Origin of the sequence: Cupriavidus oxalaticus, assembly GCF_004768545.1 — a bacterium.
Taxonomy (GTDB): Bacteria; Pseudomonadota; Gammaproteobacteria; order Burkholderiales; family Burkholderiaceae; genus Cupriavidus; species Cupriavidus oxalaticus_A.
The window spans coordinates 2,335,756-2,360,361 of sequence record NZ_CP038635.1 but is presented as its reverse complement, the minus strand read 5'-3'; the positions used below and the strand labels follow the sequence as shown (position 1 = coordinate 2,360,361).

Annotated in this window: 20 protein-coding genes; 17 read left to right on the top strand and 3 right to left on the bottom strand. The window is 65.4% G+C overall.

What is annotated here, in order from left to right:
- The first annotated feature begins 93 nt into the window (after positions 1–93).
- From carA to E0W60_RS21700, 5 genes are all read left to right on the top strand, one after another.
- Positions 94–1,230 (top strand): glutamine-hydrolyzing carbamoyl-phosphate synthase small subunit, encoded by a 1,137-nt coding sequence (gene carA, locus E0W60_RS21720; protein ID WP_133096089.1) that lies wholly within the window; start codon positions 94–96, stop codon positions 1,228–1,230.
- Positions 1,231–1,266: 36 nt separating this feature from the next.
- The gene (leuE, locus tag E0W60_RS21715; protein WP_133096090.1) at positions 1,267–1,938 is read left to right on the top strand and encodes a leucine efflux protein LeuE; all 672 of its coding nucleotides are present in this window, start codon (positions 1,267–1,269) and stop codon (positions 1,936–1,938) included.
- 100 nt (positions 1,939–2,038) lie between these two features.
- Positions 2,039–5,287 carry a carbamoyl-phosphate synthase large subunit gene (gene carB, locus E0W60_RS21710; RefSeq protein WP_133096091.1) on the top strand — a complete coding sequence of 1,083 codons (3,249 nt, stop codon included), beginning with the start codon at positions 2,039–2,041 and terminating at the stop codon, positions 5,285–5,287.
- 264 nt (positions 5,288–5,551) lie between these two features.
- Positions 5,552–6,028: a transcription elongation factor GreA gene (gene greA, locus E0W60_RS21705; protein ID WP_063238187.1), complete on the top strand. Its 477-nt coding sequence runs from the start codon at positions 5,552–5,554 to the stop codon at positions 6,026–6,028.
- A gap of 58 nt (positions 6,029–6,086) precedes the next feature.
- The gene (locus E0W60_RS21700; protein WP_133096092.1) at positions 6,087–6,590 is read left to right on the top strand and encodes a DUF4149 domain-containing protein; all 504 of its coding nucleotides are present in this window, start codon (positions 6,087–6,089) and stop codon (positions 6,588–6,590) included.
- A gap of 52 nt (positions 6,591–6,642) precedes the next feature.
- Here the strand turns inward: E0W60_RS21700 and E0W60_RS21695 are convergent, their stop codons facing one another.
- Positions 6,643–7,146 (bottom strand): YhbY family RNA-binding protein, encoded by a 504-nt coding sequence (locus tag E0W60_RS21695; RefSeq protein WP_133096093.1) that lies wholly within the window; start codon positions 7,144–7,146, stop codon positions 6,643–6,645.
- Positions 7,147–7,344: 198 nt separating this feature from the next.
- Between E0W60_RS21695 and E0W60_RS21690 the strand changes: the two genes are divergently transcribed.
- The 11 genes from E0W60_RS21690 (at position 7,345) to phoR (ending at position 19,577) form a co-directional block, all read left to right on the top strand.
- Complete coding sequence (locus tag E0W60_RS21690; RefSeq protein ID WP_133096094.1) at positions 7,345–8,010, top strand: RlmE family RNA methyltransferase; 666 nt, start codon at positions 7,345–7,347, stop codon at positions 8,008–8,010.
- Positions 8,011–8,160: 150 nt separating this feature from the next.
- Positions 8,161–10,044, top strand: a complete 1,884-nt coding sequence (ftsH, locus tag E0W60_RS21685) for an ATP-dependent zinc metalloprotease FtsH (protein ID WP_133096095.1) — start codon at positions 8,161–8,163, stop codon at positions 10,042–10,044.
- 134 nt (positions 10,045–10,178) lie between these two features.
- On the top strand, positions 10,179–11,054 hold the full coding sequence (gene folP / locus E0W60_RS21680) for a dihydropteroate synthase (RefSeq protein ID WP_135705533.1): 876 nt from the start codon (positions 10,179–10,181) through the stop codon (positions 11,052–11,054).
- A gap of 77 nt (positions 11,055–11,131) precedes the next feature.
- On the top strand, positions 11,132–12,475 hold the full coding sequence (gene glmM, locus E0W60_RS21675; protein ID WP_133096097.1) for a phosphoglucosamine mutase: 1,344 nt from the start codon (positions 11,132–11,134) through the stop codon (positions 12,473–12,475).
- A gap of 231 nt (positions 12,476–12,706) precedes the next feature.
- Positions 12,707–13,738: a phosphate ABC transporter substrate-binding protein PstS gene (gene pstS, locus E0W60_RS21670; RefSeq protein WP_133096098.1), complete on the top strand. Its 1,032-nt coding sequence runs from the start codon at positions 12,707–12,709 to the stop codon at positions 13,736–13,738.
- A gap of 117 nt (positions 13,739–13,855) precedes the next feature.
- Positions 13,856–14,824, top strand: a complete 969-nt coding sequence (gene pstC, locus E0W60_RS21665; protein WP_018007824.1) for a phosphate ABC transporter permease PstC — start codon at positions 13,856–13,858, stop codon at positions 14,822–14,824.
- 5 nt (positions 14,825–14,829) lie between these two features.
- Complete coding sequence (gene pstA / locus E0W60_RS21660) at positions 14,830–15,735, top strand: phosphate ABC transporter permease PstA (protein ID WP_135706291.1); 906 nt, start codon at positions 14,830–14,832, stop codon at positions 15,733–15,735.
- A gap of 59 nt (positions 15,736–15,794) precedes the next feature.
- Positions 15,795–16,583 carry a phosphate ABC transporter ATP-binding protein PstB gene (gene pstB / locus E0W60_RS21655; RefSeq protein WP_022535815.1) on the top strand — a complete coding sequence of 263 codons (789 nt, stop codon included), beginning with the start codon at positions 15,795–15,797 and terminating at the stop codon, positions 16,581–16,583.
- Positions 16,584–16,638: 55 nt separating this feature from the next.
- Entirely contained in the window at positions 16,639–17,343 is a 705-nt protein-coding gene (gene phoU, locus E0W60_RS21650; RefSeq protein WP_029046387.1) for a phosphate signaling complex protein PhoU, read from the top strand.
- A 27-nt stretch (positions 17,344–17,370) separates the two neighbouring features.
- On the top strand, positions 17,371–18,078 hold the full coding sequence (gene phoB, locus E0W60_RS21645) for a phosphate regulon transcriptional regulator PhoB (protein ID WP_133096101.1): 708 nt from the start codon (positions 17,371–17,373) through the stop codon (positions 18,076–18,078).
- Positions 18,079–18,212: 134 nt separating this feature from the next.
- Positions 18,213–19,577: a phosphate regulon sensor histidine kinase PhoR gene (gene phoR, locus E0W60_RS21640; protein ID WP_135705532.1), complete on the top strand. Its 1,365-nt coding sequence runs from the start codon at positions 18,213–18,215 to the stop codon at positions 19,575–19,577.
- Positions 19,578–19,660: 83 nt separating this feature from the next.
- Here phoR and ppk1 read toward each other — a convergent pair whose 3' ends face one another.
- On the bottom strand, positions 19,661–21,787 hold the full coding sequence (gene ppk1, locus E0W60_RS21635) for a polyphosphate kinase 1 (protein WP_133096103.1): 2,127 nt from the start codon (positions 21,785–21,787) through the stop codon (positions 19,661–19,663).
- A 148-nt stretch (positions 21,788–21,935) separates the two neighbouring features.
- Here ppk1 and ppx point away from each other — a divergent pair, with 148 nt between their 5' ends.
- Positions 21,936–23,468 carry an exopolyphosphatase gene (gene ppx, locus E0W60_RS21630; RefSeq protein WP_133096104.1) on the top strand — a complete coding sequence of 511 codons (1,533 nt, stop codon included), beginning with the start codon at positions 21,936–21,938 and terminating at the stop codon, positions 23,466–23,468.
- A gap of 47 nt (positions 23,469–23,515) precedes the next feature.
- On the opposite strand, the gene E0W60_RS21625 is transcribed toward ppx, so the two are convergent.
- Positions 23,516–24,355 carry a GNAT family N-acetyltransferase gene (locus tag E0W60_RS21625; RefSeq protein ID WP_135705531.1) on the bottom strand — a complete coding sequence of 280 codons (840 nt, stop codon included), beginning with the start codon at positions 24,353–24,355 and terminating at the stop codon, positions 23,516–23,518.
- Between the last annotated feature and the right edge of the window lie 251 nt (positions 24,356–24,606).

Genomic DNA, 24,606 nt, shown 5'->3' with positions numbered 1-24,606 from the left:
GGCGCAATGCCGCTGCCGACGTCACGGATCCAGCCTGGGAGGCACGAGGCGTCGATTGGTCGGTCACGGGGTGAGTCCAGCAGGAGCCTACCCGTGTTACCGTCTTTTCCGTCCGCCATTCTCGCGCTAGCAGACGGCACGGTCTTTCGTGGCTATTCCATTGGCGCTTCCGGCCATACCATCGGTGAAGTGGTGTTCAACACCGCCATCACCGGTTACCAGGAAATCCTCACCGACCCGAGCTATTCGCGGCAGATCGTCACGCTGACGTATCCGCATATCGGCAACTACGGTGTCAATCCTGAGGATGTCGAAGCCACGAAAGTCCATGCCGCCGGCCTGATCATCAAGGATCTGCCGATCCTGGCCTCCAATTTCCGCAAGGAACACACCCTCGCGCACTACCTGAAGCAGGAAAAGGTGGTGGCGATCGCCGGCATCGATACCCGCAAGCTGACCCGCATCCTGCGCGAGAAGGGCGCCCAGAACGGCTGCATCCTGGCCGGCGAGGACAACGTGCAGAAGGCCATCGACCTGGCCCGCTCGTTCCCCGGCCTGGCCGGCATGGACCTGGCCAAGGTGGTCTCGGTCAAGGAACCGTACGAGTGGACCCAGTCCGAGTGGGCGCTGGGCGAAGGCTACGGCAAGCAGGACAAGCCGCAGTTCCACGTGGTTGCCTATGACTACGGCGTCAAGTTCAACATCCTGCGCATGCTGGCCGAGCGCGGCTGCAAGGTGACGGTGCTGCCGGCCCAGGCCACCGCCGCCGACGCGCTGGCGCTGAATCCGGACGGCGTGTTCCTGTCCAACGGCCCCGGCGACCCGGAGCCGTGCGACTACGCCATCGCCGCCACGCGCGAGTTCATCGAGCGCGGCATCCCGACCTTCGGCATCTGCCTGGGCCACCAGATCATGGCCCTGGCCGTCGGCGCCAAGACGCTGAAGATGAAGGCCGGCCACCACGGCGCCAACCACCCGGTCAAGGACCTGGAGGATGGCCGCGTGATGATCACGTCGCAGAACCACGGTTTCGCGGTCGATGCCGACACGCTGCCCGCCAACGCGCGCGTGACCCACGTGTCGCTGTTCGACGGCACGCTGCAGGGCTTCGCGCTGACCGACAAGCCGGCGTTCTGCTTCCAGGGTCACCCGGAAGCCTCGCCTGGCCCGAACGACGTGGCTTACCTGTTCGACCGCTTCATCCAGCACATGACCGACGCGCGCAAGTAAGCGCGACCGGAACAGCGCTGGACCAAGGGACATCCCATGAACGCCTTCATGCAAACCGCCTTCGGCATCACCGATTTCTGGACCTACCTGCTCGGCACGATCTTTATCGTGCTGCTGCCGGGGCCGAACTCGATGTACGTGCTGTCGGTGGCGGCGCAGCGCGGCGTGCGCGCCGGCTACAAGGGCGCGTGCGGGGTGTTCCTGGGCGATTTCGTGCTGATGGTGCTGTCGGCGGCGGGCGTGGCCTCGCTGCTGAAGGCCAGCCCGGCGCTGTTCTACGTGGTGAAGTACATCGGTGCGGCCTACCTGGCGTGGATCGGCTTCAGCATGCTGCGCGGCGCGGTGCGCAACTGGGCCGCGCGCGGCGATGCGGCCGCGACTGCGCCCGTGGGCAAGGCCGACCAGTCCGACCCGTTCCGCAAGGCGTTGCTGATCAGCCTGCTGAACCCGAAGGCGATCCTGTTCTTCATTTCGTTCTTCATTCAGTTCGTCGATCCGGCCTTCGCCTATCCGGCGCTGTCGTTCTCCGTGCTGGGTGTGGTTGCCCAGCTATGCAGCTTCGCCTACCTGACCACGATCATTTTCGTGGGCGCGACGCTGGCCGATGCGTTCCGGCGCCGCCGGCGCCTGTCGGCGGGCATGTCGAGCGGGGTGGGCGCGATGTTCATCGGCTTCGGCGCCAAGCTGGCCACGGCCACCATGAACTAACCGCAGCGGCGGACAGACTGACATTTTCGAATCCCGACGGATTCCCTGATTACCGGCACGGCCCGCATGCAAGCGGGCCGGCCCATAAAGAGAGCGTGCAATGCCAAAACGCACAGACATCAAGAGCATCCTGATCATCGGCGCGGGCCCCATCATCATCGGCCAGGCGTGCGAGTTCGACTACTCCGGCGCCCAGGCCTGCAAGGCCCTGCGCGAAGAAGGCTTCAAGGTCATCCTGGTCAATTCGAATCCGGCGACCATCATGACCGACCCGGCCACGGCCGACGTGACCTACATCGAGCCGATCACCTGGGAAGTGGTCGAGCGCATCATCGAGAAGGAGCGCCCCGACGCGATCCTGCCGACCATGGGCGGCCAGACCGCGCTGAACTGCGCGCTGGACCTGCACCGCCACGGCGTGCTGGACAAGTACAAGGTCGAGCTGATCGGCGCGTCGCCCGAGGCCATCGACAAGGCCGAAGACCGCCAGAAGTTCAAGGACGCGATGACCAAGATCGGCCTGGGCTCGGCCAAGTCCGGCATCGCCCACTCGATGGACGAAGCCGTGGCCGTGCAGGGCCGCATCGCCCAGGAAACCGGCACCGCCGGCTACCCGATCGTGATCCGTCCGTCGTTCACGCTGGGCGGCACGGGCGGCGGCATCGCCTACAACCGCGAGGAATTTGAAGAGATCTGCAAGCGCGGCCTGGACCTGTCGCCGACGCGCGAGCTGCTGATCGAGGAATCGCTGCTGGGCTGGAAAGAGTATGAGATGGAAGTGGTCCGCGATAAGAAGGACAACTGCATCATCATCTGCTCGATCGAGAACCTGGACCCGATGGGCATCCACACCGGCGACTCGATCACCGTGGCCCCGGCCCAGACCCTGACCGACAAGGAATACCAGATCCTGCGCAACGCCTCGCTGGCCGTGCTGCGCGAGATCGGCGTGGACACCGGCGGCTCCAACGTGCAGTTCTCGATCAACCCGAAGGACGGTCGCATGATCGTCATCGAGATGAACCCGCGCGTGTCGCGTTCGTCGGCGCTGGCCTCCAAGGCAACCGGCTTCCCGATCGCCAAGGTCGCGGCCAAGCTGGCCGTCGGCTACACGCTGGACGAGTTGAAGAACGAGATCACCGGCGGCGCGACGCCGGCGTCGTTCGAGCCGTCGATCGACTACGTGGTCACCAAGGTGCCGCGCTTCGCCTTCGAGAAGTTCCCGCAGGCGGACAGCCACCTGACCACCCAGATGAAGTCGGTGGGCGAGGTGATGGCGATGGGCCGCACCTTCCAGGAATCGTTCCAGAAGGCGCTGCGTGGCCTGGAAGTGGGCGTGGATGGCCTGGACGAGAAGTCGACCGACCGCGACGAGATCGTCGAGGAAATCGGCGAAGCGGGTCCGGACCGCATCTGGTATGTCGGCGATGCGTTCCGCATCGGCATGTCGCTGGAAGAGGTCTACAGCGAGACCGATATCGATCCGTGGTTCCTGGCCCAGATCGAAGACATCGTCAAGACCGAAGGCCTGGTCAAGGCACGCACGCTGGAAAGCCTGTCGGCCGCCGAACTGCGCCACCTGAAGCAGAAGGGCTTCTCCGACCGCCGCCTGGCCAGGCTGCTGAAGACCGACGCCCGCGCCGTGCGCGAAGCGCGCATCGCCCACAAGGTGCGCCCGGTCTACAAGCGCGTGGATACCTGCGCGGCAGAGTTCGCCACCAACACCGCCTACATGTACTCGACCTATGAGGCCGAGCATGGCGAGTGCGAAGCCAACCCGACCGACAAGAAGAAGATCATGGTGCTGGGCGGCGGCCCGAACCGGATCGGCCAGGGCATCGAATTCGACTACTGCTGCGTGCACGCCGCGCTGGCGCTGCGCGAAGACGGGTACGAGACCATCATGGTCAACTGCAACCCGGAAACCGTGTCGACCGACTATGACACCTCGGACCGCCTGTATTTCGAGCCGGTGACGCTGGAAGACGTGCTGGAGATCGTCGCGATCGAGAAGCCGGTCGGCGTGATCGTGCAGTACGGTGGCCAGACCCCGCTGAAGCTGGCACTGGACCTGGAAGCCAACGGCGTGCCCATCATCGGTACCAGCCCCGACATGATCGACGCCGCGGAAGACCGCGAGCGCTTCCAGAAGCTGCTGCAGGACCTGGGCCTGCGCCAGCCGCCCAACCGCACCGCGCGTGCCGAGGACGAAGCGCTGCGCCTGGCCGAAGAGATCGGCTACCCGCTGGTGGTGCGCCCGTCGTACGTGCTGGGCGGCCGCGCGATGGAAATCGTGCACGAGCCGCGCGACCTCGAGCGCTACATGCGCGAGGCCGTCAAGGTGTCGAATGACTCCCCGGTGCTGCTGGACCGCTTCCTGAATGACGCTATCGAGTGCGATGTCGACGCCCTGAGCGACGGCAAGCGCGTGTACATCGGCGGCGTGATGGAGCACATCGAGCAGGCCGGCGTGCACTCGGGCGACTCCGCCTGCTCGCTGCCGCCGTACTCGCTGTCGGCCGAGACCGTGGCCGAACTGAAGCGCCAGACCGCCGCCATGGCCAAGGCGCTGAACGTGGTCGGCCTGATGAACGTGCAGTTCGCTATCCAGCAGAACAACGGTGTCGACACCGTCTATGTGCTCGAAGTGAACCCGCGCGCTTCGCGTACGGTGCCGTACGTGTCCAAGGCCACCGGCATGCAGCTGGCCAAGATCGCCGCGCGCTGCATGGCCGGCCAGTCGCTGGACGAGCAGGGCATTACCGACGAGGTGGTGCCGCCGTACTACAGCGTCAAGGAAGCCGTGTTCCCGTTCAACAAGTTCCCGGGTGTCGATCCGGTCCTCGGACCTGAAATGCGCTCCACCGGTGAAGTGATGGGCGTGGGCAAGACCTTCGGCGAGGCACTGTTCAAGAGCCAGCTGGCAGCGGGTTCGCGCCTGCCGGAAAAGGGCACCGTGCTGATCACCGTGAAGGACAGCGACAAGCCGCGCGCGGTTGCCGTGGCCCGCATGCTGCACGACCTGGGCTACCCGATCGTCGCCACCCGCGGCACCGCGTCGGCCATCGAGGCCGCCGGCATCCCGGTCAAGGTGGTGAACAAGGTCAAGGACGGGCGTCCGCACATCGTCGACATGATCAAGAACGGCGACCTGGCGCTGGTGTTCACCACCGTCGACGAGACCCGCGGCGCGATCGCGGACTCGCGTTCGATCCGTACCTCGGCGCTGGCCAACCGCGTGCCTTACTACACCACCATCGCCGGCGCCAGCGCCGCGGTGGAGGGCCTGAAGCACATGCAGAGCCTGGAGGTCTATGACCTGCAAGGCCTGCACGGCACGCTGGCGTAAGCCACGCTGCACATTGCCATCCCGCCGGGCGCTCGCGTCCGGTCAAAGGGACGGCAAGGCCCGGAAGCCCGCCGGTGTTGATGCCGGCGGGCTTCTTGGCCTAAACTACGTCAAATTCATCGATCGAATCGGCCTGGCACCAGTGCATGCAGTGTGCGGCCCTTCGGTCCTGTCTGAAAGCCGCGGTTGAGCGGAAGTGCCCTGGCAGGTATTGCCAGGATGGCTCCTGCTCCGCTGCGGCTCATTTTTTTGTTGAACGAAGACATGAGCACCATTCCGATTACCAAGCGTGGCGCCGAACTGCTCAAGGAAGAGCTGCAGCGCCTCAAGGCTGTCGAGCGTCCGGCGGTGATCAATGCCATCTCCGAAGCACGCGCTCAAGGCGACCTTTCCGAAAACGCCGAATACGACGCTGCCAAGGAAAAGCAGGCCTTTATCGAAGGCCGCATCCTGGAAGTGGAGTCCAAGCTGTCGACCGCGCAGGTCATCGACCCGACCCAGCTGGATACCGACGGCCGCATCGTCTTTGGCGCGACCGTTGACCTGGAAGACCTGGAGTCCGGCAGGCCGGTCAGCTACCAGATCGTGGGCGATGACGAGGCCGACCTCGACACCGGCAAGATCTCGGTCAGCTCGCCGATCGCGCGTGCGCTGATCGGCAAGTTCGAAGGCGACGTCGCCACCGTGCTGGCCCCTGGCGGCGAGCGCGAGTACGAAGTCATTACCGTCCGCTATATCTGAGGCCGGTCGGGCCGGGTATGGCGCTCGCCCGCCATCCGGCCCCCGGAAAGACCGGCACGTGTTCTCTTCTTCCTATAACAGCCTGCCGCCGCTGCCGCACCGGCTATTCCTGCTGCTGACGGTGGTGTGGGCGGGCAGCCTGTGGACGGTTGGCTACATGGTGGCGCCGACGCTGTTCTCGGTACTGCCCAGCCGCGAGATGGCTGGCATGATCGCAGGTCACCTGTTTCATACCGAAGCCATCATCGGCGTGACCATCGGCGTGCTGCAGCTGGTGCTGTGCAACGTGATGATCCGCCGCGGCGCCAACCGCTATCGCAGCCTGCGCTGGCTGGTGCTCGGCATGCTGTGCTGCGTACTGGTCGGCTACTTCGGCATCCAGCCGTTCATGGGGAGCCTGAAGGAAAAGGCGCAGGCGCTGGGGCTGGGGGTTTCGGAATCGCCTTACCGGGCACAGTTCGGCATGCTGCACGGCGCGTCGAGTGCTTTCTACCTGCTGCAAAGCCTGCTCGCGCTGGTGCTGGTGTGGCGCGCTTCGGCGCCGCGTTCGGCCGGGGAGTGAGTGGAGTGCTGCGGCCACCTGGCGGTGGCCGCAATAGAAGCAGCGGGCGGGATCAGCCCAGGGCCTTCTTCTTCTGGCTGGTCGGCCGCGCGCGCGCGCGCTTGACGTTGCCGCCGGCCGTGACGCGCTCGTTGCCGAGTACGGTCACTTCCTTGCGGGTCGGGCGACGGTTCGGTGCGGCGCTGGGCTTCTTGACCGTCACCGTGCGCGGCGCGGCGCCGCCACGGCGGGCCGGGGCAAGGCGGCCCAGGCTATCCGGCTGGTTTTCCTTCAGGCGTGCCTCGCCCGGGCGCCAGACCACCAGCAGCTTGCCGATGTGCTGGATCGGCGCGGCGTGCAGCGCGTCACAGATTTCTTCGTAGATGGCAATGCGCGCGTCGCGGTCATCGCCGAACACGCGGATCTTGATCAGGTCGTGCGCAGCCAGGCTGCGGTCGATTTCGGCCAGTACGGCGCGGGTCAGGCCCTCGGCGCCGACCATGACGACCGGGTTCAGGGCATGGGCACGGGAGCGCAGTTCGGAGCGCTGGGCGGGAATCAGTTGTAGTGCAGGCATAGGTTGGCGCCGGTGGCGCTGGAGTTTGGTGCGCGGCGGGCCCGGCAGATGCCGGTTCGGCAGGCGGGCGGAGCGCGAATTGGCGCGTATTATCCGTCAATCCGGCACTGTCGGGCGGCAAAATCATCAAAACAGTAGAAAAACCTTGAGCATGCGGCGCACGCCGCGTGCCGGGGCAGGCAACAGGCTGGATCTGGCATGGCAAAGAACAAGTTCAACCATTCGTGGCTGCACGACCACATCAACGACCCGTACGTAAAGATGGCGCAACGGGAGGGCTACCGTGCCCGCGCCGCCTACAAGCTCAAGGAAATCGACGAGCAGGACAAGCTGATCCGCCCGGGGCAGGTCATCGTCGACCTTGGCGCCGCCCCGGGCAGCTGGAGCCAGTACGCACGCAACAAGCTGGCTGCGTCGACCCGGGCCAAGGACGGGAAGATCGACGGCGCGGTGGTGGCGATCGATATCCTGCCGATGGAGCCTGTCGCTGACGTCACTTTTATCCAGGGCGATTTCCGCGAGGAAGAGGTGTTCCGGCAACTCGAAAGCCTGGTGCTGGAAGCCTCCGGCGGCGACAAGATCGACCTTGTTATCTCCGACATGGCCCCCAATTTGTCAGGTGTGGCCTCCGCCGATTCGGCCCGGATCGAGTACTTGTGCGATCTGGCCCTTGAGTTTGCGCAGGCCCATTTGAAGCCGGAAGGCGCATTGCTGGTAAAGTGTTTCCACGGGAGCGGCTACAGCCAGATCGTGGAGAAGTTCAAACGGCAGTTCAAAGTGGTCGCGAAGCGCAAGCCCAAGGCGTCACGCGACAAATCTTCCGAAACCTTTATCCTTGGGCGCTACCTGAAGGCGGTGGATTAACTGAATCCGATCAGGCCAGGGCAAAATAAGAGGGCAAAAGTGCCCCACCCGCGGCTATCGGCGTCATAGTTTCGCTGTTTCCCCCCGAGGGCGGGCGCTGCATTACAATGCAGCTATCCGTTGGCAAGGCAATTGCAAAGGAGTTCGGCCTTGAATAACAACCTGTTTCAAAAGGCGGCAATCTGGCTCGTGATCGCGCTGGTGTTGTTTACCGTCTTCAAGCAGTTCGACAAGCCCCGTGCGCAGGACAGCGTCACCTATTCGCAGTTCATGGATGACGCCAAGAACGGCAAGGTGTCGCGTGTCGACGTGCAGGGCCGCAACCTGGTGGTCTCGCCGAAGGAAGGCGCCAAGTACACCATCATCTCGCCGGGCGACATCTGGATGGTCGGCGACCTGATGAAGTACGGCGTCCAGGTGACCGGCAAGGCGGATGACGAACCCAACGTGCTGGTCCAGGCCCTGTACTACCTCGGACCGACCCTGCTGATCATCGTGTTCTGGTTCTACATGATGCGCCAGATGCAAGGCGGCGGGAAAGGCGGCGCATTCTCATTCGGCAAGTCGCGTGCGCGCCTGATCGACGAGAACCAGAACGCCGTCACGTTCCAGGACGTGGCCGGCTGCGACGAGTCCAAGGAAGAAGTGGTCGAACTGGTCGACTTCCTGAAGGATCCGCAGAAATTCCAGAAGCTGGGCGGCCGTATCCCGCGCGGCGTGCTGCTGGTCGGCCCTCCGGGTACCGGCAAGACGCTGCTGGCGCGTGCCATCGCCGGCGAGGCCAAGGTGCCGTTCTTCAGCATCTCGGGTTCCGACTTCGTTGAAATGTTCGTCGGCGTGGGCGCGGCGCGTGTCCGCGACATGTTCGAGAACGCCAAGAAGCAGGCCCCCTGCATCGTGTTCATCGATGAAATCGACGCGGTCGGCCGCCATCGTGGCGCCGGCATGGGCGGCGGCAACGACGAGCGCGAGCAGACCCTGAACCAGATGCTGGTCGAGATGGACGGCTTCGAGGCCAACTCGGGCGTGATCGTGATTGCCGCGACCAACCGTGCCGACGTGCTGGACAAGGCGCTGCTGCGTCCGGGCCGTTTCGACCGCCAGGTCTACGTGGGCCTGCCGGACATCCGCGGCCGCGAGCAGATCCTGAAGGTCCATATGCGCAAGGTGCCGATCGGCAACGACGTCGACGCTTCGGTGATCGCGCGTGGTACCCCGGGTTTCTCGGGCGCCGACCTGGCCAACCTGGTCAACGAGGCCGCGCTGTTTGCCGCCCGCCGCAACAAGCGCGTGGTCGACATGCAGGACTTCGAGGACGCCAAGGACAAGATCTACATGGGTCCGGAGCGCAAGTCGACGGTCATGCGCGAGGAAGAGCGCCGGGCCACGGCTTACCACGAGTCGGGCCACGCGGTGGTGGCCAAGCTGCTGCCCAAGGCCGACCCGGTGCACAAGGTCACCATCATGCCGCGTGGCTGGGCGCTGGGCGTGACCTGGCAGCTGCCCGAGCATGACAAGTATTCGAAGTACAAGGACAGCATGCTGGAAGAGGTCGCTATCCTCTTCGGCGGCCGCGCGGCGGAAGAGGTCTTCCTCAACGCCATGAGCACCGGCGCGTCCAACGACTTCGAGCGCGCCACCAAGATCGCCCGCGACATGGTGACCCGCTTCGGCATGAGCGATTCGCTCGGCGCCATGGTCTACGTGGATACCGAGCAGGACGGCATGTTCGGCAAGCTGTCTTCGAAGACCGTGTCGGAAGCCACGCAGCAGAAGGTCGACGCCGAGATCCGCCGCATCATCGACGAGCAATACGCGCTGGCCAAGCGCCTGCTCGAAGATAACCGCGACAAGGTCGAGGCCATGACCAACGCGCTGATGGAGTGGGAAACCATCGACGCCGACCAGGTCAACGACATCATGGCCGGCAAGCCGCCGCGTCCGCCGCGCGGTGTGTCGGGCCCGAACGGTGGCGGGAGCACGCCTCCGGGCGGCTCGCCGGTGGCGCCGACCAACGCGCCTGCCACGGCCTGATCGCATCAGCTCGTCGACCTGACGACGCCTGCATGCTGGCTGTGTAATGCATGACCCTGAAGCCGGTGCCTGATGCACCGGCTTTTCCTTTTGCGCGGCCGGGTTCGCGCACCGCTTGATTGAGTATTCAGACCTTGCAGCAGACTCCAGAGACCCGGTATTTCCAGTGCGGACGCTTCCGCTTTGCGCTTGGCCAGCGCCCGCTCGTGATGGGCATCCTCAATGTCACGCCCGACTCTTTCTCGGACGGCGGCCAGCACGCCGGCCGCGACGCCGCCGTGCGCCACGCCGAGCAGATGATCGCCGAGGGCGTGGACATCATCGACATCGGCGGCGAATCCAGCCGCCCGGGCTCGGCCGCGCTGCCGCTCGAGGATGAACTGTCGCGCGTGATCCCGGTGGTCGAGGCGCTGCGCGACTGCGGCAAGCCGCTGTCGATCGACACCTACAAGCCCGAGGTCATGCGCGCCGCGCTGGCGGCCGGTGCCGATCTCATCAACGATATCTGGGGCTTCCGCATGCCGGGCGCGGTGGAGGCACTGGCGGCGCCAGAGGCGGGCCAGGCGGGGCTGTGCGTGATGCACATGCAGCGCGACCCGCAGACCATGCAGGAAGACCCGCACTACGAGGATGTGGTCAGCGAGGTGGCGGATTTCCTGGCCGAGCGGATTGCCGTGCTGCGCGCCGCCGGCATCGACGACGCGCGCCTATCCCTCGATCCGGGGTTTGGCTTTGGCAAGACGCCGGATCATAATCTGCGCCTGCTCGGCCAGTTGCCGCGGATGGCGCTGGAGGGTCTGCCGGTTCTGGCGGGGATCTCGCGCAAATCCACGCTGGGCGCGATCCTGGGCGGGCGCCCGCCACAGCAACGAATTGCCGCCAGCATTGCCGCCGCGGTGTGTGCGGTTGAGCGCGGTGCGTTTATCGTACGCGTGCATGATGTGGAGCAGACCGTGGACGCGGTCAAGACCTGGTGGGCCGTGCGCAATGAGTCCGTCACGGCAGCCTGAACACCCCGTCCACCCGGGGCAGGCGCCGCAGAGCGCCAGGTAGTGCAACGCAGGACAGAACAGAAAGGGAACAGCGAATGACACGCAAATATTTCGGGACCGATGGCATCCGGGGGCGCGTTGGCGAGGCGCCGATCACCCCCGACTTCGTGATGCGCCTGGGCCATGCGGCCGGCAAGGTGCTGGCGCACGGCGCCAAGACCGGGCAGGGCCGCCCGACCGTGCTGATCGGCAAGGACACCCGCATTTCCGGCTATATGCTCGAAGCTGCGCTGGAAGCCGGCTTTACCTCGGCCGGCGTGCACGTGCTGCTGACCGGCCCGCTGCCCACGCCGGGCATTGCCTACCTGACGCGCGCGCTGCGCCTGTCGGCCGGCGTGGTGATCTCGGCCAGCCACAACCCGTACTACGACAACGGCATCAAGTTCTTCTCCGCCGACGGGGACAAGCTGCCCGACGCGGTCGAGGCCGAGATCGAGGCCGCCATCGACGAGCCGATGTTGTGCGCGCCCTCCGACGACCTGGGCCGCGCCCGCCGCATCAATGACGCCCCAGGCCGCTATATCGAGTTCTGCAAGAGCACCTTCCCCCATGAGCAGGACCTGCACGGCCTGAAGCTGGTGGTCGATTGCGCCCATGGCGCCGCCTATCACATCGCGCCGCACGTCTTCCACGAGCTGGGCGCCGACGTGGTCTCGATCGGCAACCAGCCGGACGGCCGCAATATCAACGCAGGCTATGGCGCCACCGCGCCCGCCAGGCTGATCGAGGCGGTCAAGGCCAACGGCGCCGACCTCGGCCTGGCCTTCGACGGCGACGCCGACCGGCTGCAGGTGGTGGATGCCGACGGCCGGCTTTATAACGGCGACGAGCTGCTGTACCTGATCGTGCGCGACCGCCAGGCCAATGGACAGGTGGTGCCCGGCGCAGTGGGCACGCTGATGACCAATATGGCGGTGGAACTGGCGCTGCAGCGCCAAGGCGTGGAATTCGTGCGCGCCAAGGTCGGCGACCGCTACGTGCTGGAAGAGCTGAACAAGCGCAAGTGGACGCTGGGTGGCGAGGGCTCCGGCCACCTGCTGTGCCTCGATCGCCACAGCACTGGCGACGGCATCGTCTCGGCGCTGCAGGTTCTGGCGGCACTGCGCCGCAGCGGCAAGACGCTGGCGCAGCTGCTGGATGGCGTCTCGCTGTTCCCGCAGACACTGATCAACGTGCGTGTGCAGAAGGGATTCGACTGGCAGTCGCACGCTGGCCTGCAAGCCGCGCGCGCCAAGGTCGAGCCGGCCCTCGAAGGCCGTGGCCGGGTGCTGATCCGCGCCTCCGGCACCGAGCCGGTGGTACGGGTGATGGTAGAGGCTGAACAGGCCGAGATGGCCGAGCGCGCCGCGAAGACGCTGGCTGATGCGCTGAGCGCCTGATCCGCCGCAGCGGTGACGCAAACGCCGGGTTCATCCCGGCGTTTTTTCTGGGTATTCTGCAATTAACCGCCGTTACATTGCACCCCCATGAGAGATCGAGGGCGCGTTGAAACCTAAGCTGGCAGCGGCTTTCAAGAAGATTTAAAGATGTCACGGAATTGTCATATGGGGAGCATACAGTTCGTCTTGTCAAAAATTTGTCATTCCCAACCAATGTTCTCTGGAGGACATATGAAGCTGGTCAAGACTGCCGTGGCAGGCATCGTTTCGATGGTCGTAGCGGGTACTGCGTTCGCGGCGGAAATTACCGGTGCAGGCGCTTCCTTCCCGGCGCCCGTGTATTCCAAGTGGGCCGACGCATACAACAAAGCAACGGGCAACAAGGTCAACTATCAATCCATCGGCTCGTCGGGCGGCATCAAGCAGATCGGTGCCAAGACGGTCGATTTCGGTGCCTCGGACGCGCCGCTGAAGGACGAGGAACTGAACAAGCAGGGCCTGGTCCAGTTCCCGACGGTGATCGGCGGCGTGGTGCCGGTGATCAACCTGCAAGGCGTGAAGCCGGGCGAGCTGACCATCACCGGCGAGGTGCTGGCCAATATCTACCTGGGCAAGATCAAGAAGTGGGACGACCCCGCCATCAAGGCGCTGAACCCGCAAGCCAAGCTGCCGAGCCAGGACATCCTGCCGGTGCGCCGCGCCGACGGTTCGGGCACCACCTTCATCTTCACCAACTACCTGTCCAAGGTCAGCGCTGACTGGAAGGGCTCGGTGGGCGAGGGCACCACGGTCAACTGGCCGGGCGGCGGCACCGGCGGCAAGGGCAACGAGGGCGTGGCCGCTTTCGTGCAGCGCCTGAACGGCGCCATCGGCTACGTCGAGTACGCCTACGCCAAGCAGAACAAGATGACCCACGTGAACATGAAGAACGCGTCGGGTGCCGTGGTCAAGCCTGGCGACGATGCCTTCAAGGCCGCCGCTGCCGGCGCGGACTGGAGCAAGAGCTACTACCAGATCCTGACCAACCAGCCGGGCAAGGATGCATGGCCGATCGCCGGCGCCACCTTCATCCTGGTGCACAAGAACCAGGAAAAGCCGGCGCAGGGCGCGGAAGTGCTGAAGTTCTTCGACTGGGCCTACAAGAGCGGCGCCAACATGGCCGCCGACCTGGACTACGTGCCGCTGCCGGAGAGCGTGGTCAACCAGATCCGCTCGACCTGGAAGACCAGCGTGAAGGACGCCTCGGGCAAGGCGCTGTACTGATCTGACGGTATCGCCGGCCCCGCGCTCGCGCGGGGCCGGTGTCGGGCAGCCTGACTCCCGCCCCGACACCGCGCTCCCGCCCAGGCGGGAGCGGCGATCCACCCTGAATTCTCCGACATGGCGACTATCCCCTCCGACACCCGCGGCGTCCAGCCTCCGAGCCGGCTCGGCGACATCCTGTTCGGCGGCCTGACCCGCGGCGCCGCCATCGTGACGCTGCTGCTGCTGGGCGGCATCATCGTCTCGCTGGCGATCAGCGCCTGGCCCTCGATCGAGGCCTTCGGCGCGCGCTTCCTGTGGTCCGCGGAGTGGGATCCTCCTGCCGATGTCTACGGCGCGCTGGTGCCCATCTACGGCACCATCGTGACCTCGCTGATCGCGCTGATCATCGCGGTGCCGGTTAGCTTCGGCATCGCCCTGTTCCTGACCGAGCTGTCGCCCGCCTGGCTGCGCCGTCCGCTCGGCACCGCCATCGAGCTGCTCGCCGCGGTGCCGTCGATCGTGTACGGCATGTGGGGCCTGCTCGTGTTCGCGCCGATCTTCGGCGAGTATTTCCAGAAGCCCCTGGCGGCCACTGTGGGCCAGCTGCCGGTGATCGGCAAGCTGTTCCAGGGCGCGCCGCTGGGTATCGGCCTGCTGTGCGCGGGCGTGATCCTGGCGATCATGATCATCCCGTACATCGCCTCGGTGATGCGCGACGTGTTCGAAGTCACCCCCGTGCTGCTCAAGGAATCCGCCTACGGCGTGGGCTGCACCACCTGGGAAGTGATGTGGAACGTGGTGCTGCCCTACACCCGCGCCGGCGTCATCGGCGGCGTGATGCTGGGCCTGGGCCGCGCGCTGGGCGAGACCATGGCTGTCACCTTCGTGATCGGCAATACCAACCTGCTGGACAGCGCCTCGCTGTTCTCGCCGGGCAACAGCATCACCTCGGCGCTCGCCAACGAGTTCGCCGAAGCCGGCGCCGGCCTGCATACGGCCGCGCTGATGGAGCTGGGCCTGATCCTGTTCTTCATTACCTTCGTGGTGCTGGCGTTGTCGAAGCTGCTGCTGCTGCGACTCGCCAAGAATGAGGGCGCCAAATGAGCCAAATGACCCAAGCGAGCCAGGCTGTGTCTTCCGTATCGATCCCCGCCGTCCGTCCCGATGCCGATGCCGTGCGCGCGCGCCTGCAGGCCCGCCGCCGCCGCGTCAACCTGTATGCGCTGACCGCTTCGCTGGTGGCGATGGGCTTCGGGCTGTTCTGGCTGGCGTGGATCCTGTGGACCACCGTCACGCTGGGCGTGGGCGGCCTGTCGCTGGACCTGTTCACGCAGATGACGCCGGCACCCAACACCGCCGGCGGCGGCCTGGCCAACGCCATCTTCGGCAGCTTCGTGATGGTGGGCATGGCCACACTGTTCGGCACGCCGCTCGGCATTCTGGCCGGCATCTACCTGGCCGAGTATGGCCAGCGCTCGCCGCTCGCCAGCTTAATCCGGTTCATCAACGACATCCTGCTGTCGGCGCCGTCGATCGTGATCGGCCTCTTTGTCTACGCGCTGGTGGTGACCCGCATGGGCCACTTCTCGGGTTGGGCCGGCATCTGCGCGCTGGCGCTGCTGCAGGTACCGATCGTGGTGCGCACCACCGAGAACATGCTGAACCTGGTGCCCAACGCACTGCGCGAGGCCGCCTTCGCCCTGGGCACGCCCAAGTGGAAGATGGTGCTGTCGATCACGGTGAAGTCATCGTACGCCGGCATTGTGACGGGCGTATTGCTGGCGGTGGCTCGTATTGCCGGTGAAACCGCGCCGCTGCTGTTCACCGCGCTGTCCAACCAGTTCTGGACCTCCGACCTGAACAAGCCGATGGCCAACCTGCCGGTGACCATCTTCCGCTTCGCCATGAGTCCGTTCACCGAATGGCAGCAACTGGCCTGGGCGGGTGTGTTCCTGATTACGATCGGCGTGCTGGCCCTGAACATCCTGGCGCGCATCCTGTTCCAGAAGAAATAAGCGGCGGGACGACCATCCCGCCCTGAAGACTGCAAGCTGACTGCAAGCGAGAGAACGCAATGACCTCCACCGTCATCGACATTCCTGATTCGGTACGCGCCAAGATCGACGTGCGCAACCTGAACTTCTACTACGGCCAGTTCCATGCGCTGAAGAACATCAACATGTCGATCCCCGACCGCAAGGTCACGGCTTTCATCGGCCCCTCGGGCTGCGGCAAGTCGACGCTGCTGCGCACCTTCAACAAGATGTATGCGCTTTATCCCGAGCAGCGTGCCGAGGGCGAGATCAACATGGACGGCGACAACCTGCTGACCGCCAGGCAGGACATCGCCCTGCTGCGCGCCAAGGTCGGCATGGTGTTCCAGAAGCCGACGCCGTTCCCGATGTCGATCTACGACAACATCGCCTTCGGCGTGCGCCTGTTCGAGAAGCTGTCGCGCTCGGAGATGGATGACCGCGTGGAATGGGCGCTGACCAAGGCCGCGCTGTGGAACGAAGCCAAGGACAAGCTGAACCAGTCGGGCTACGGCCTGTCCGGCGGCCAGCAGCAGCGCCTGTGCATCGCGCGCGGCATCGCCATCCGCCCCGAAGTGCTGCTGCTCGACGAGCCGTGCTCGGCACTGGACCCGATCTCCACCGGCCGCATCGAAGAGCTGATCGCCGAGCTGAAGGACGAGTACACGGTGGTGATCGTCACCCACAACATGCAGCAGGCCGCGCGCTGCTCCGACTACACCGCGTACATGTACCTGGGCGAGCTGATCGAGTTCGGCGAGACCGAGAAGATCTTCATCAAGCCGCACCGCAAGGAAACGGAAGACTACATTACCGGCCGCTTCGGTTGATTAGGCCGATCGTCACCGCAGGGCGTAGCATACCAACAGCGGCCAGGAGAAACCCATGCCAGACAAGCACCTTTCGACCCAGTTCGACGCCGACCTCAACGCGATCAATACCAAGCTGCTGCAGATGGGCGGGCTGGTCGAGTCGCAGATCGAAGTTGCCATGCGCGCGCTGGCCGACTTCGACGCCGACCTGGCCGACCAGGTCATTGCGCGCGAGCAGCAGCTCAACGCGCTGGAAGTCGAGATCGATGCCGATTGCGGCAATATCATCGCCCGGCGCCAGCCGACCGCGCGCGACCTGCGGCTGGTGATGGCCATTTCCAAGACCATCACCAACCTGGAGCGTGCCGGCGACGAGGCGGAGAAGATCGCCAAGCGCACCAAGCACATCATGGAAGACGCGTCGGCGCACAGTATCAACTACGCCGAGGTGAAGCTGTCGGGCGAGATGGCGATCTCGCTGCTGCGCCAGGCGCTGGATGCCTTTGCCCGCCTGGATACCGTGGCGGCCGCGCGCATCGTCAAGGACGACAAGGCGATCGACGAGGAATTCCGCGGCTTCGTGCGCAAGCTCATCACGTACATGATGGAAGACCCGCGCACGATCTCGGTCGCGCTGGATTTCCTCTTTATCGCCAAGGCGGTGGAGCGCATCGGCGACCACGCCAAAAATATCGCGGAATTTATCATTTACATTGTCAAGGGGACGGACGTCCGCCATGTCTCGCGCGAGGACATGGAGCGCGAAGCCCTGAGCTGACCCGCCTGATTGCGGAGAACGATACACATGCCGAGCAGTATTCTCGTTGTCGAAGACGAACCGGCGATCGCAGAACTGATCGCTGTCAACCTGCAGCACGCGGGGCACTATCCGATCCGGGCCTATAACGCCGAGCAGGCGCTGTCGCTGATGAGCGACGTGCTGCCCGACCTGGTGCTGCTGGACTGGATGCTCCCGGGCAAGTCGGGTGCAACCTTCGCCAAGGAGTTGCGGGCCAACGACCGTACCCGCCAGATCCCGATCATCATGCTGACCGCCCGCGGCGAGGAGCAGGACAAGGTGATGGGCCTGGAAGCCGGTGCCGACGACTACGTCACCAAGCCGTTTTCGCCCAAGGAGTTGCTGGCCCGCATCAAGGCCGTGCTGCGCCGCCGCGCGCCGCAGCTGACCGATGACGTGGTGGCGATCAATGGCCTGCGGCTGGACCCGGCCACGCATCGTGTCACCGGCGAGGACGACAGCGGCCCGATCAAGCTGGACCTGGGCCCGACCGAGTTTCGCCTGCTGCACTTCCTGATGACCCATCCGGAGCGCGTGCACAGCCGTTCGCAGCTGCTCGACCAGGTCTGGGGCGACCATGTCTTTGTCGAAGAGCGCACCGTCGACGTGCACATCAAGCGCCTGCGCGCAGCGCTGACCCCGGGCGGCTACAGCAATATGATCGAAACCGTGCGCGGCAGCGGCTACCGCCTCGCGCGCGCCCCCGGCGCCTGACAGGCCGGGCTGGCACGGGGCGACGCCGTTCGCCCCGTGCTACTCCCCACGCTGCTGGCAGGGCGCGGCGAAATCGTGGCACACTCCGTCGCAACCCATGCGGCCGCTGCCGGCCGCTAGCCTGAACCCTGCGCATGAACGTCATCTGGGCCCGTTCCGCGGCCATCCTGATCAGCCTGGTGGTGGTAGCCGCCGGCGTTTACCTGGCCCTCGGTCCGCTCGCCGCGCTGGCACTGGCCTGTGCGGTGCTGTTCGGGCTGCTTTGCTTCTACCTGTACCAGATCAACCGCCTGTGGAAAGTGCTCGACGCGCCCGTCTACGGCGAGATCCCGAGCGCCGTGGGCCTGTGGGGCGAGGTGTATTACCGGCTGCACCGTCTGGTCAAGCGCTGGCGCACGCAGGTACTGCAGGTCGAGCAGCAGCACACCCGCTTTATCCAGGCGATCCAGGCCTCGCCCAACGGCGTGCTGATGCTGGACGATGCCGACCAGATCGAATGGTGCAACGACGTGGCCGAGCAGCACTTCGGCCTGAACGCGCGCCGCGACGTGCGCCAGCGCATCACGCACCTGATCCGCCGGCCCGAATTCGTCCACTACCTGACGCGGCAGCGCTTCGACGATCCGCTGGTGATGCGCGACATGGGCACACACAAGCACAGCGTGATCGCGGTCCAGATCCTGCCCTACGGCGATAACCGCAAGTTGGTGATCACGCAGGACATCACCAAGCTGGAAAACACCGAGGCGATGCGCCGCGACTTCGTCGCCAACGTTTCGCATGAACTCAAGACGCCGCTGACGGTGCTAACCGGTTTCCTGGAAACCGTGCGCGACCTGCCGGTGTCGGACGACGATCGCCGCCGCTATGTCGACATGATGCTGGTGCAGTCGATGCGCATGCAGAGCATCGTCGAAGACCTGCTGGCGCTGGCAAAACTTGAAAGCGATGCGCAGCCGCCGGGTAACGACATGGTCGCCGTGCAGGCAATGGTTGCGCACCTGATGCATGATGCCGAAGCGCTGTCGCAAGGCCGGCACAGGATTACGGCCGAGATCGACCCCACGGTGGGATTCCGCGGCGCGGAGACCGAGCTGTTGTCGGCGCTGGGCAACCTGGTGTCCAACGCAGTGCGCTACACGCCGGACGGCGGGCGCATCTCGTTGCGGCTGGGCTGGGAAGAGGGCCATGCCGTGTTCTCCGTGGCCGACACCGGGCTTGGCATTGCCGCCGAGCATATCCCGCGGCTGACCGAGCGCTTCTACCGCGTCGACCGCAGCCGTTCGCGCGATACCGGCGGCACCGGGCTGGGCCTGGCCATCGTCAAGCATGTGCTGTCGCGCCACCATGCCGACCTGCGCGTGACCAGCGAGGAAGGGCGCGGCAGCGTGTTCCGCATCATCTTCCCGCTGGAGCGCAGCGTGCGCAGCCTGAGCGACGCGGCCGCCGCCGTGCCGGCATCGCCGCAGGCGCCGGATTCTTCGCGCCGGGCCGCCTGAGCGGACTGCCTCGCCGGTCCACCAAAGCAACAAGCCCCGCTTGGCGGCCGCCATGACGGGGCTTGTTGCTTTTCAGGCAGCATTCACGGATTGCCGCCGAACATCGCCAGCATGTCGTTCTGGCTGACGCGCGGATGCCTGGAACGCGTCTGCTTGCGCACGTAGTTGCCGTCTGGCTGCATGATCCACGCGGAAGCATTGTCGCGCAGGTGCACCTGCAGGCTTTCCTTGATCACGCGCGCCTTCAGCGCCTTGTCCAGCACTGGGAAGGCTACCTCGACGCGGCGGAACAGGTTGCGATCCATCCAGTCGGCGCTGGACAGGTACAGCACCTCTTCGCCGCCCGCGCGGAAATAATAGACGCGATGGTGTTCCAGGAACCGCCCGACGATCGACCGCACCGAGATGTTCTCGGACATGCCCGGCACGCCTGGCATTAGCGCGCAGACGCCGCGCACGATCAGGTCGATCTTCACGCCCGCGCGCGAGGCCTTGTACAGCTCGTCGATGATCGACGCCTCCAGCAGCGCATTCATCTTGGCGATGATCCGGGCCGGCTTGCCGGCGCGCGCGTTGCGGGCCTCGGCGCGGATATGCTCGACCAGGTTGGTCTGCATGGTGAACGGAGATTGCCACAGGTGGTTCAGCCGGATCGTGCCGGCGGTGCCGGTCAGCAGCTGGAACACGTGGTGCACGTCTTCGCAGATCGCCTCGTCGGCGGTCAGCAGCCCGAAGTCGGTATAGAGGCGTGCGGTGCGCGGATGGTAGTTGCCCGTGCCCAGGTGCGCGTAGCGGCGCAGCTTGACCTGCTTGGCCTTGGGACCGGTTGGCTCGCGGCGCACGATCAGCAGCATCTTGGCGTGGCACTTGTGGCCGACCACGCCATAGATCACGTGCGCGCCGGCCGATTCCAGCCGCTCGGCCCAGTTGATATTGGTCTCTTCGTCGAAGCGCGCGAGCAGCTCCACCACCACCGTGACTTCCTTGCCGTTGCGCGCGGCGGTCATCAGCGCTTCCATCACCAGCGACTCGTTGCCGGTGCGGTACACGGTCTGCTTGATCGCGACCACGTTGGGATCGGCGGCGGCCAGCTGCAGCAGGTCGAGCACCGAGCTGAAGCTCTCGTACGGGTGGTGCAGCAGCACGTCCTGCTGGCGCATCACGTCGAACATCGAGGCCCCCGTGGCAAACGCCTTCACCGGCGCCGGCACATAGGGCGGGTACTTGAGGGCGGGGCGATCGACCATGTCGGGGATCTGCATCAGCCGCGCCAGGTTCACCGGGCCGGAGACACGGTACAGGTCCTGCTCGCTCAGGCCCGATTCCAGCAACAGCCGGCGCGCCAGCGGCGTCGGCGTATCGGAGGACACCTCCAGCCGCACCGTGTCGCCGAAATGACGCGTCGGCAGTTCGCCCTGCAGCGCTTCGCGCAGGTCGGTGATCTCGTCCTCGGAAACGAACAGATCGGAATTGCGCGTGACGCGGAACTGGTAGCAGCCGTGCACCGCGATCGCCGGGAACAACTCATGCACAAAGCCCTGCATGAACGACGACAGCATCACGAAGCCGAACGGGTAGCCCGACAGCTTCTCCGGCATCTTCACCACGCGCGGCAGCGCGCGCGGCGCCTGCACGATGGCAAGGTCGGCCTCGCGGCCGAAGGCATCCTTGCCGGACAGCTCGACCACGAAGTTCAGGCTCTTGTTGAGCACGCGCGGGAAGGGGTGGGCGGGGTCCAGCGCGATCGGCGTCAGCACCGGCGCCAGCTCGCGCTGGAAGAACTCGCGCGCCCATTCGCGCTGCGCGTCGGTCCAGGTCGTGGTCAGGTGGAAAAAGACACCTTCTTTTTCAAGTAGTGGAAAAATGGTGTTCTGCAGCATGTCATACTGCGAAGCCACAAGCCGCTGCGTGCGCTCGGTGACAAGCTGGTAAGTCTGCTGGAAGGACAAACCGTCCGGCGTCAGCCCCGAAGCGTTGTCGCGCATCTGTTCCTTCAGGCCCGCCATGCGGATTTCAAAGAACTCGTCCAGATTGCTGGACACGATGCAGATAAACTTCAACCTCTCCAGCAGCGGTACCTTGGGGTCCGCGGCTTGCGCCAACACGCGGGCATTGAATTCCAGGATGCCCAGCTCGCGGTTGAGCAGCGTGCTGGACGGCGTCGTCGACATGGTCATGACCTTCTTTTGGTAATGTGGCGACTTTTTCATAAAATCGTGTCACTTTTATGACAGTTTGATTTTGTCATGAGGCGGACATGACACGGACATATTTTTGCGGGGCGCGTGCGCCGGCGGCGGGACACCTAGCCTGGACCGGGCCACGCAACACGAACGCGAACCAGCTCTCTAGCACACGATGAACAACACTCCACGCCTGCTCGCCGCCGTCGACATGGGCTCGAACAGTTTCCGCCTGATGATCGGGCGGGTGGACGAGACCACCACGGCCAACGGCACCGCGAGCCAGATCTTCCAGGTCGACGCCCTGCGTGAGCCTGTGCGGCTGGCGGCTGGCCTGACGCCCGACAAGTACCTGGACCAGCCCGCGCGCCGGCGCGGCATCGATGCGCTGCGGCGCTTCGGCGACCGCCTGCGCGACTTTGCGCCCGACCAGGTGCGTGCGGTCGCCACCAATACGCTGCGCGTCGCCAAGAATGCATCCGAGTTCCTGATCGAGGCCGAGAACGCGCTCGGCTTCCCGATCGAAGTCATCGCCGGGCGCGAAGAAGCGCGGCTGATCTACCTGGGCGCCTCGCACGATGCGCCGGCCTGCCAGGGCAACCGGCTGGTGGTGGACATCGGCGGCGGCTCGACCGAATTCATCATTGGTAGCGGCTACCAGTCCAAGCTGATGGAAAGCCTGTACATCGGCTGCGTATCGCATAGCCGGCAGTTCTTCCCCAGCGGCAACGTCGACGAATACGCGATGAAGCAGGCCGAGCTGGCCGCGCGCCGCGAGATCCAGGTGCTGGTGCGCCAGTACCGCGCCGCCGGCTGGCAGCAGGCGGTCGGTTCGTCCGGTACGGCGCGCGCGCTGGCCGAGCTGATCGAGCTCAACGGCATGAACGACAACCCGGCTGACCACGGCATCACGCGCGAAGGGCTGGAGCGGCTCAAGCGCGCGCTGATCAAGGCCGAGAACACCAACCGCGTCAAGCTTACCGGGCTGAAGGCGGACCGCATCCCGGTGCTGCCGGGCGGGTTGTCGATCATGCTGGGCGTGTTCGCCGAGCTCGACATCGACCGCATGGACGTCACCGACGGCGCGTTGCGCCTGGGCGTGCTCTACGACCTGCTGGGGCGCAGCCACCATGAGGACATGCGCACCGTCACGGTCGACCAGTTCATGCGCCGCTACGGCGTCGACCGTGCCCAGGCGGGGCGCGTGCGCGGTACCTCGCAGGCGCTGCTGTCCCAGTTCCCGGATCCCGCCAACGAACGGCGCGATGACAACCTGGCGCTGCTGGGCTGGGCTGCGAGTCTGCATGAGATCGGCATGTCGATCTCGCACAGCGGCTACCACAAGCATTCGGCGTATATCGCCACGCATGCGGACATGCCGGGCTTTTCCAAGACCGACCAGGCGCGGCTGGCCACGCTGCTGCTGGGGCATGCGGGCAAGCTTGGCAAGCTGTCGGGCAGCGGCAAGTTCGTCGACTGGCGCATGCTGTTCAGCCTGCGCCTGGCCTTCGTGCTGTGCCGGCGCCGTTCGGACGTCGGCTCGCCCGATATCCGCGTCAGCCAGCTCGCCGAGGCGCTCGACGAGGGCTTCGAGGTGCGCCTGCCCAAGATGTGGATCGAGGCCAATCCACTGATCGAATACAGCCTCGCGCAGGAGGCCGACGAATGGCAGCGGATCGGCAAGCGCTACAAGGTCGTCTACGACTGACCAACGGCTGAGCGCGGAAGAAGGGGCCGCCGCTCGGGCGGCCCCGATCATACGGCCTGGTTCAGGCCGAGGAAGTGGCGGGCGTAGCGCGGGTTCATGTCGTTCACGCGCAGCAGCGTCAGGAAGTCGGCCACGTTGAAATCCGGATCCCAGGCCGGCTGGCCGCAGATCTTTGCCCCGAGGCGCAGGTAGCCCTTGATCAGCGCGGGCGGCTCGACCTCGAGCTGCTGGTTCAGGTCCTCGACCGGCAGCGGCAGGCGCGGGAAGGCATGGTATTCGATCGGTGCCAGGTAGCGCTCGCTGAACAACCGGTGCAGGCTGGCAGCATAGTGGCCGCCGTCGCTCATCGGCACGCTGGCGCAGCCCAGCATCGACTCGATGCCCCAGCGCTGCAGGTACTCGCCCAGCCCGCCCCACAGCGCCATGATGACGCTGCCCGAGCGATAGTCGCGGTGCACGCAGGAGCGGCCCAGTTCCAGCATCTTGGGGCGCAGGTGGGACAGGCGCACCAGGTCGAATTCCGATTCCGCGTAGAGGCAGCCCAGGCGCTTGGCCTGGTGCGGCAGCAGCACGCGATAGGTGCCGACCACGCGCAGCGTGGCCATGTCGCGCACGATCAGGTGGTCGCAGTAGCCATCGAACATGTCGATGTCCAGCTCCGGCACCGAAGACGTCAGGCGTGCGCCCATCTCCTCGGCGAACACCTTGTAGCGCAGGCGCTGCGCCTCGACTACTTCGTCCTGGTGGCGCGCCCACGCCACGCTGAGAGCAGGCGACTCACTTGCCTTATCCGATTGGCGATGAAGACGGCTCCGCGCCGTCTGGCAGGCAAGGCCATTGGGCAAAGAGTCAAAAAGCGGCTGGGTCGGCGTGGGGAGGTCTCGCATCAGTATGTCCTTTTGGTGACGAAACTGTTGCGATGCAATGTAGTGAGCCGCGGTGACATTGCCGTGACCTGGCGATGACGCTTCCGTGACGTCCGGCGAGGTGCTGGTGCTGGTGCCGGTGGCGCCGTTGCGCGACCGGCCAGCTTCGGGGGATGGTTCTGCCGGCGCGCCTGCGGGTTGGCGGGGAAGATGGGGGTCCGACGGGCAATCCATGGAAATCTCCGTGACACCTGTGGTCGAAGCCCATGCCT

What these genes read in the sequence shown, in the direction of transcription:
- leuE (WP_133096090.1), top strand. Translation starts at nt 1,267, where the DNA reads ATGAACGCCTTCATGCAAACCGCCTTCGGCATCACCGATTTCTGGACC.
- carB (WP_133096091.1), top strand. Translation starts at nt 2,039, where the DNA reads ATGCCAAAACGCACAGACATCAAGAGCATCCTGATCATCGGCGCGGGC.
- greA (WP_063238187.1), top strand. Translation starts at nt 5,552, where the DNA reads ATGAGCACCATTCCGATTACCAAGCGTGGCGCCGAACTGCTCAAGGAA.
- E0W60_RS21695 (WP_133096093.1), bottom strand. Translation starts at nt 7,146, where the DNA reads ATGCCTGCACTACAACTGATTCCCGCCCAGCGCTCCGAACTGCGCTCC.
- E0W60_RS21690 (WP_133096094.1), top strand. Translation starts at nt 7,345, where the DNA reads ATGGCAAAGAACAAGTTCAACCATTCGTGGCTGCACGACCACATCAAC.
- glmM (WP_133096097.1), top strand. Translation starts at nt 11,132, where the DNA reads ATGACACGCAAATATTTCGGGACCGATGGCATCCGGGGGCGCGTTGGC.
- pstS (WP_133096098.1), top strand. Translation starts at nt 12,707, where the DNA reads ATGAAGCTGGTCAAGACTGCCGTGGCAGGCATCGTTTCGATGGTCGTA.
- pstC (WP_018007824.1), top strand. Translation starts at nt 13,856, where the DNA reads ATGGCGACTATCCCCTCCGACACCCGCGGCGTCCAGCCTCCGAGCCGG.
- pstA (WP_135706291.1), top strand. Translation starts at nt 14,830, where the DNA reads ATGACCCAAGCGAGCCAGGCTGTGTCTTCCGTATCGATCCCCGCCGTC.
- pstB (WP_022535815.1), top strand. Translation starts at nt 15,795, where the DNA reads ATGACCTCCACCGTCATCGACATTCCTGATTCGGTACGCGCCAAGATC.
- phoU (WP_029046387.1), top strand. Translation starts at nt 16,639, where the DNA reads ATGCCAGACAAGCACCTTTCGACCCAGTTCGACGCCGACCTCAACGCG.
- phoB (WP_133096101.1), top strand. Translation starts at nt 17,371, where the DNA reads ATGCCGAGCAGTATTCTCGTTGTCGAAGACGAACCGGCGATCGCAGAA.
- phoR (WP_135705532.1), top strand. Translation starts at nt 18,213, where the DNA reads ATGAACGTCATCTGGGCCCGTTCCGCGGCCATCCTGATCAGCCTGGTG.
- ppk1 (WP_133096103.1), bottom strand. Translation starts at nt 21,787, where the DNA reads ATGAAAAAGTCGCCACATTACCAAAAGAAGGTCATGACCATGTCGACG.
- ppx (WP_133096104.1), top strand. Translation starts at nt 21,936, where the DNA reads ATGAACAACACTCCACGCCTGCTCGCCGCCGTCGACATGGGCTCGAAC.
- E0W60_RS21625 (WP_135705531.1), bottom strand. Translation starts at nt 24,355, where the DNA reads ATGCGAGACCTCCCCACGCCGACCCAGCCGCTTTTTGACTCTTTGCCC.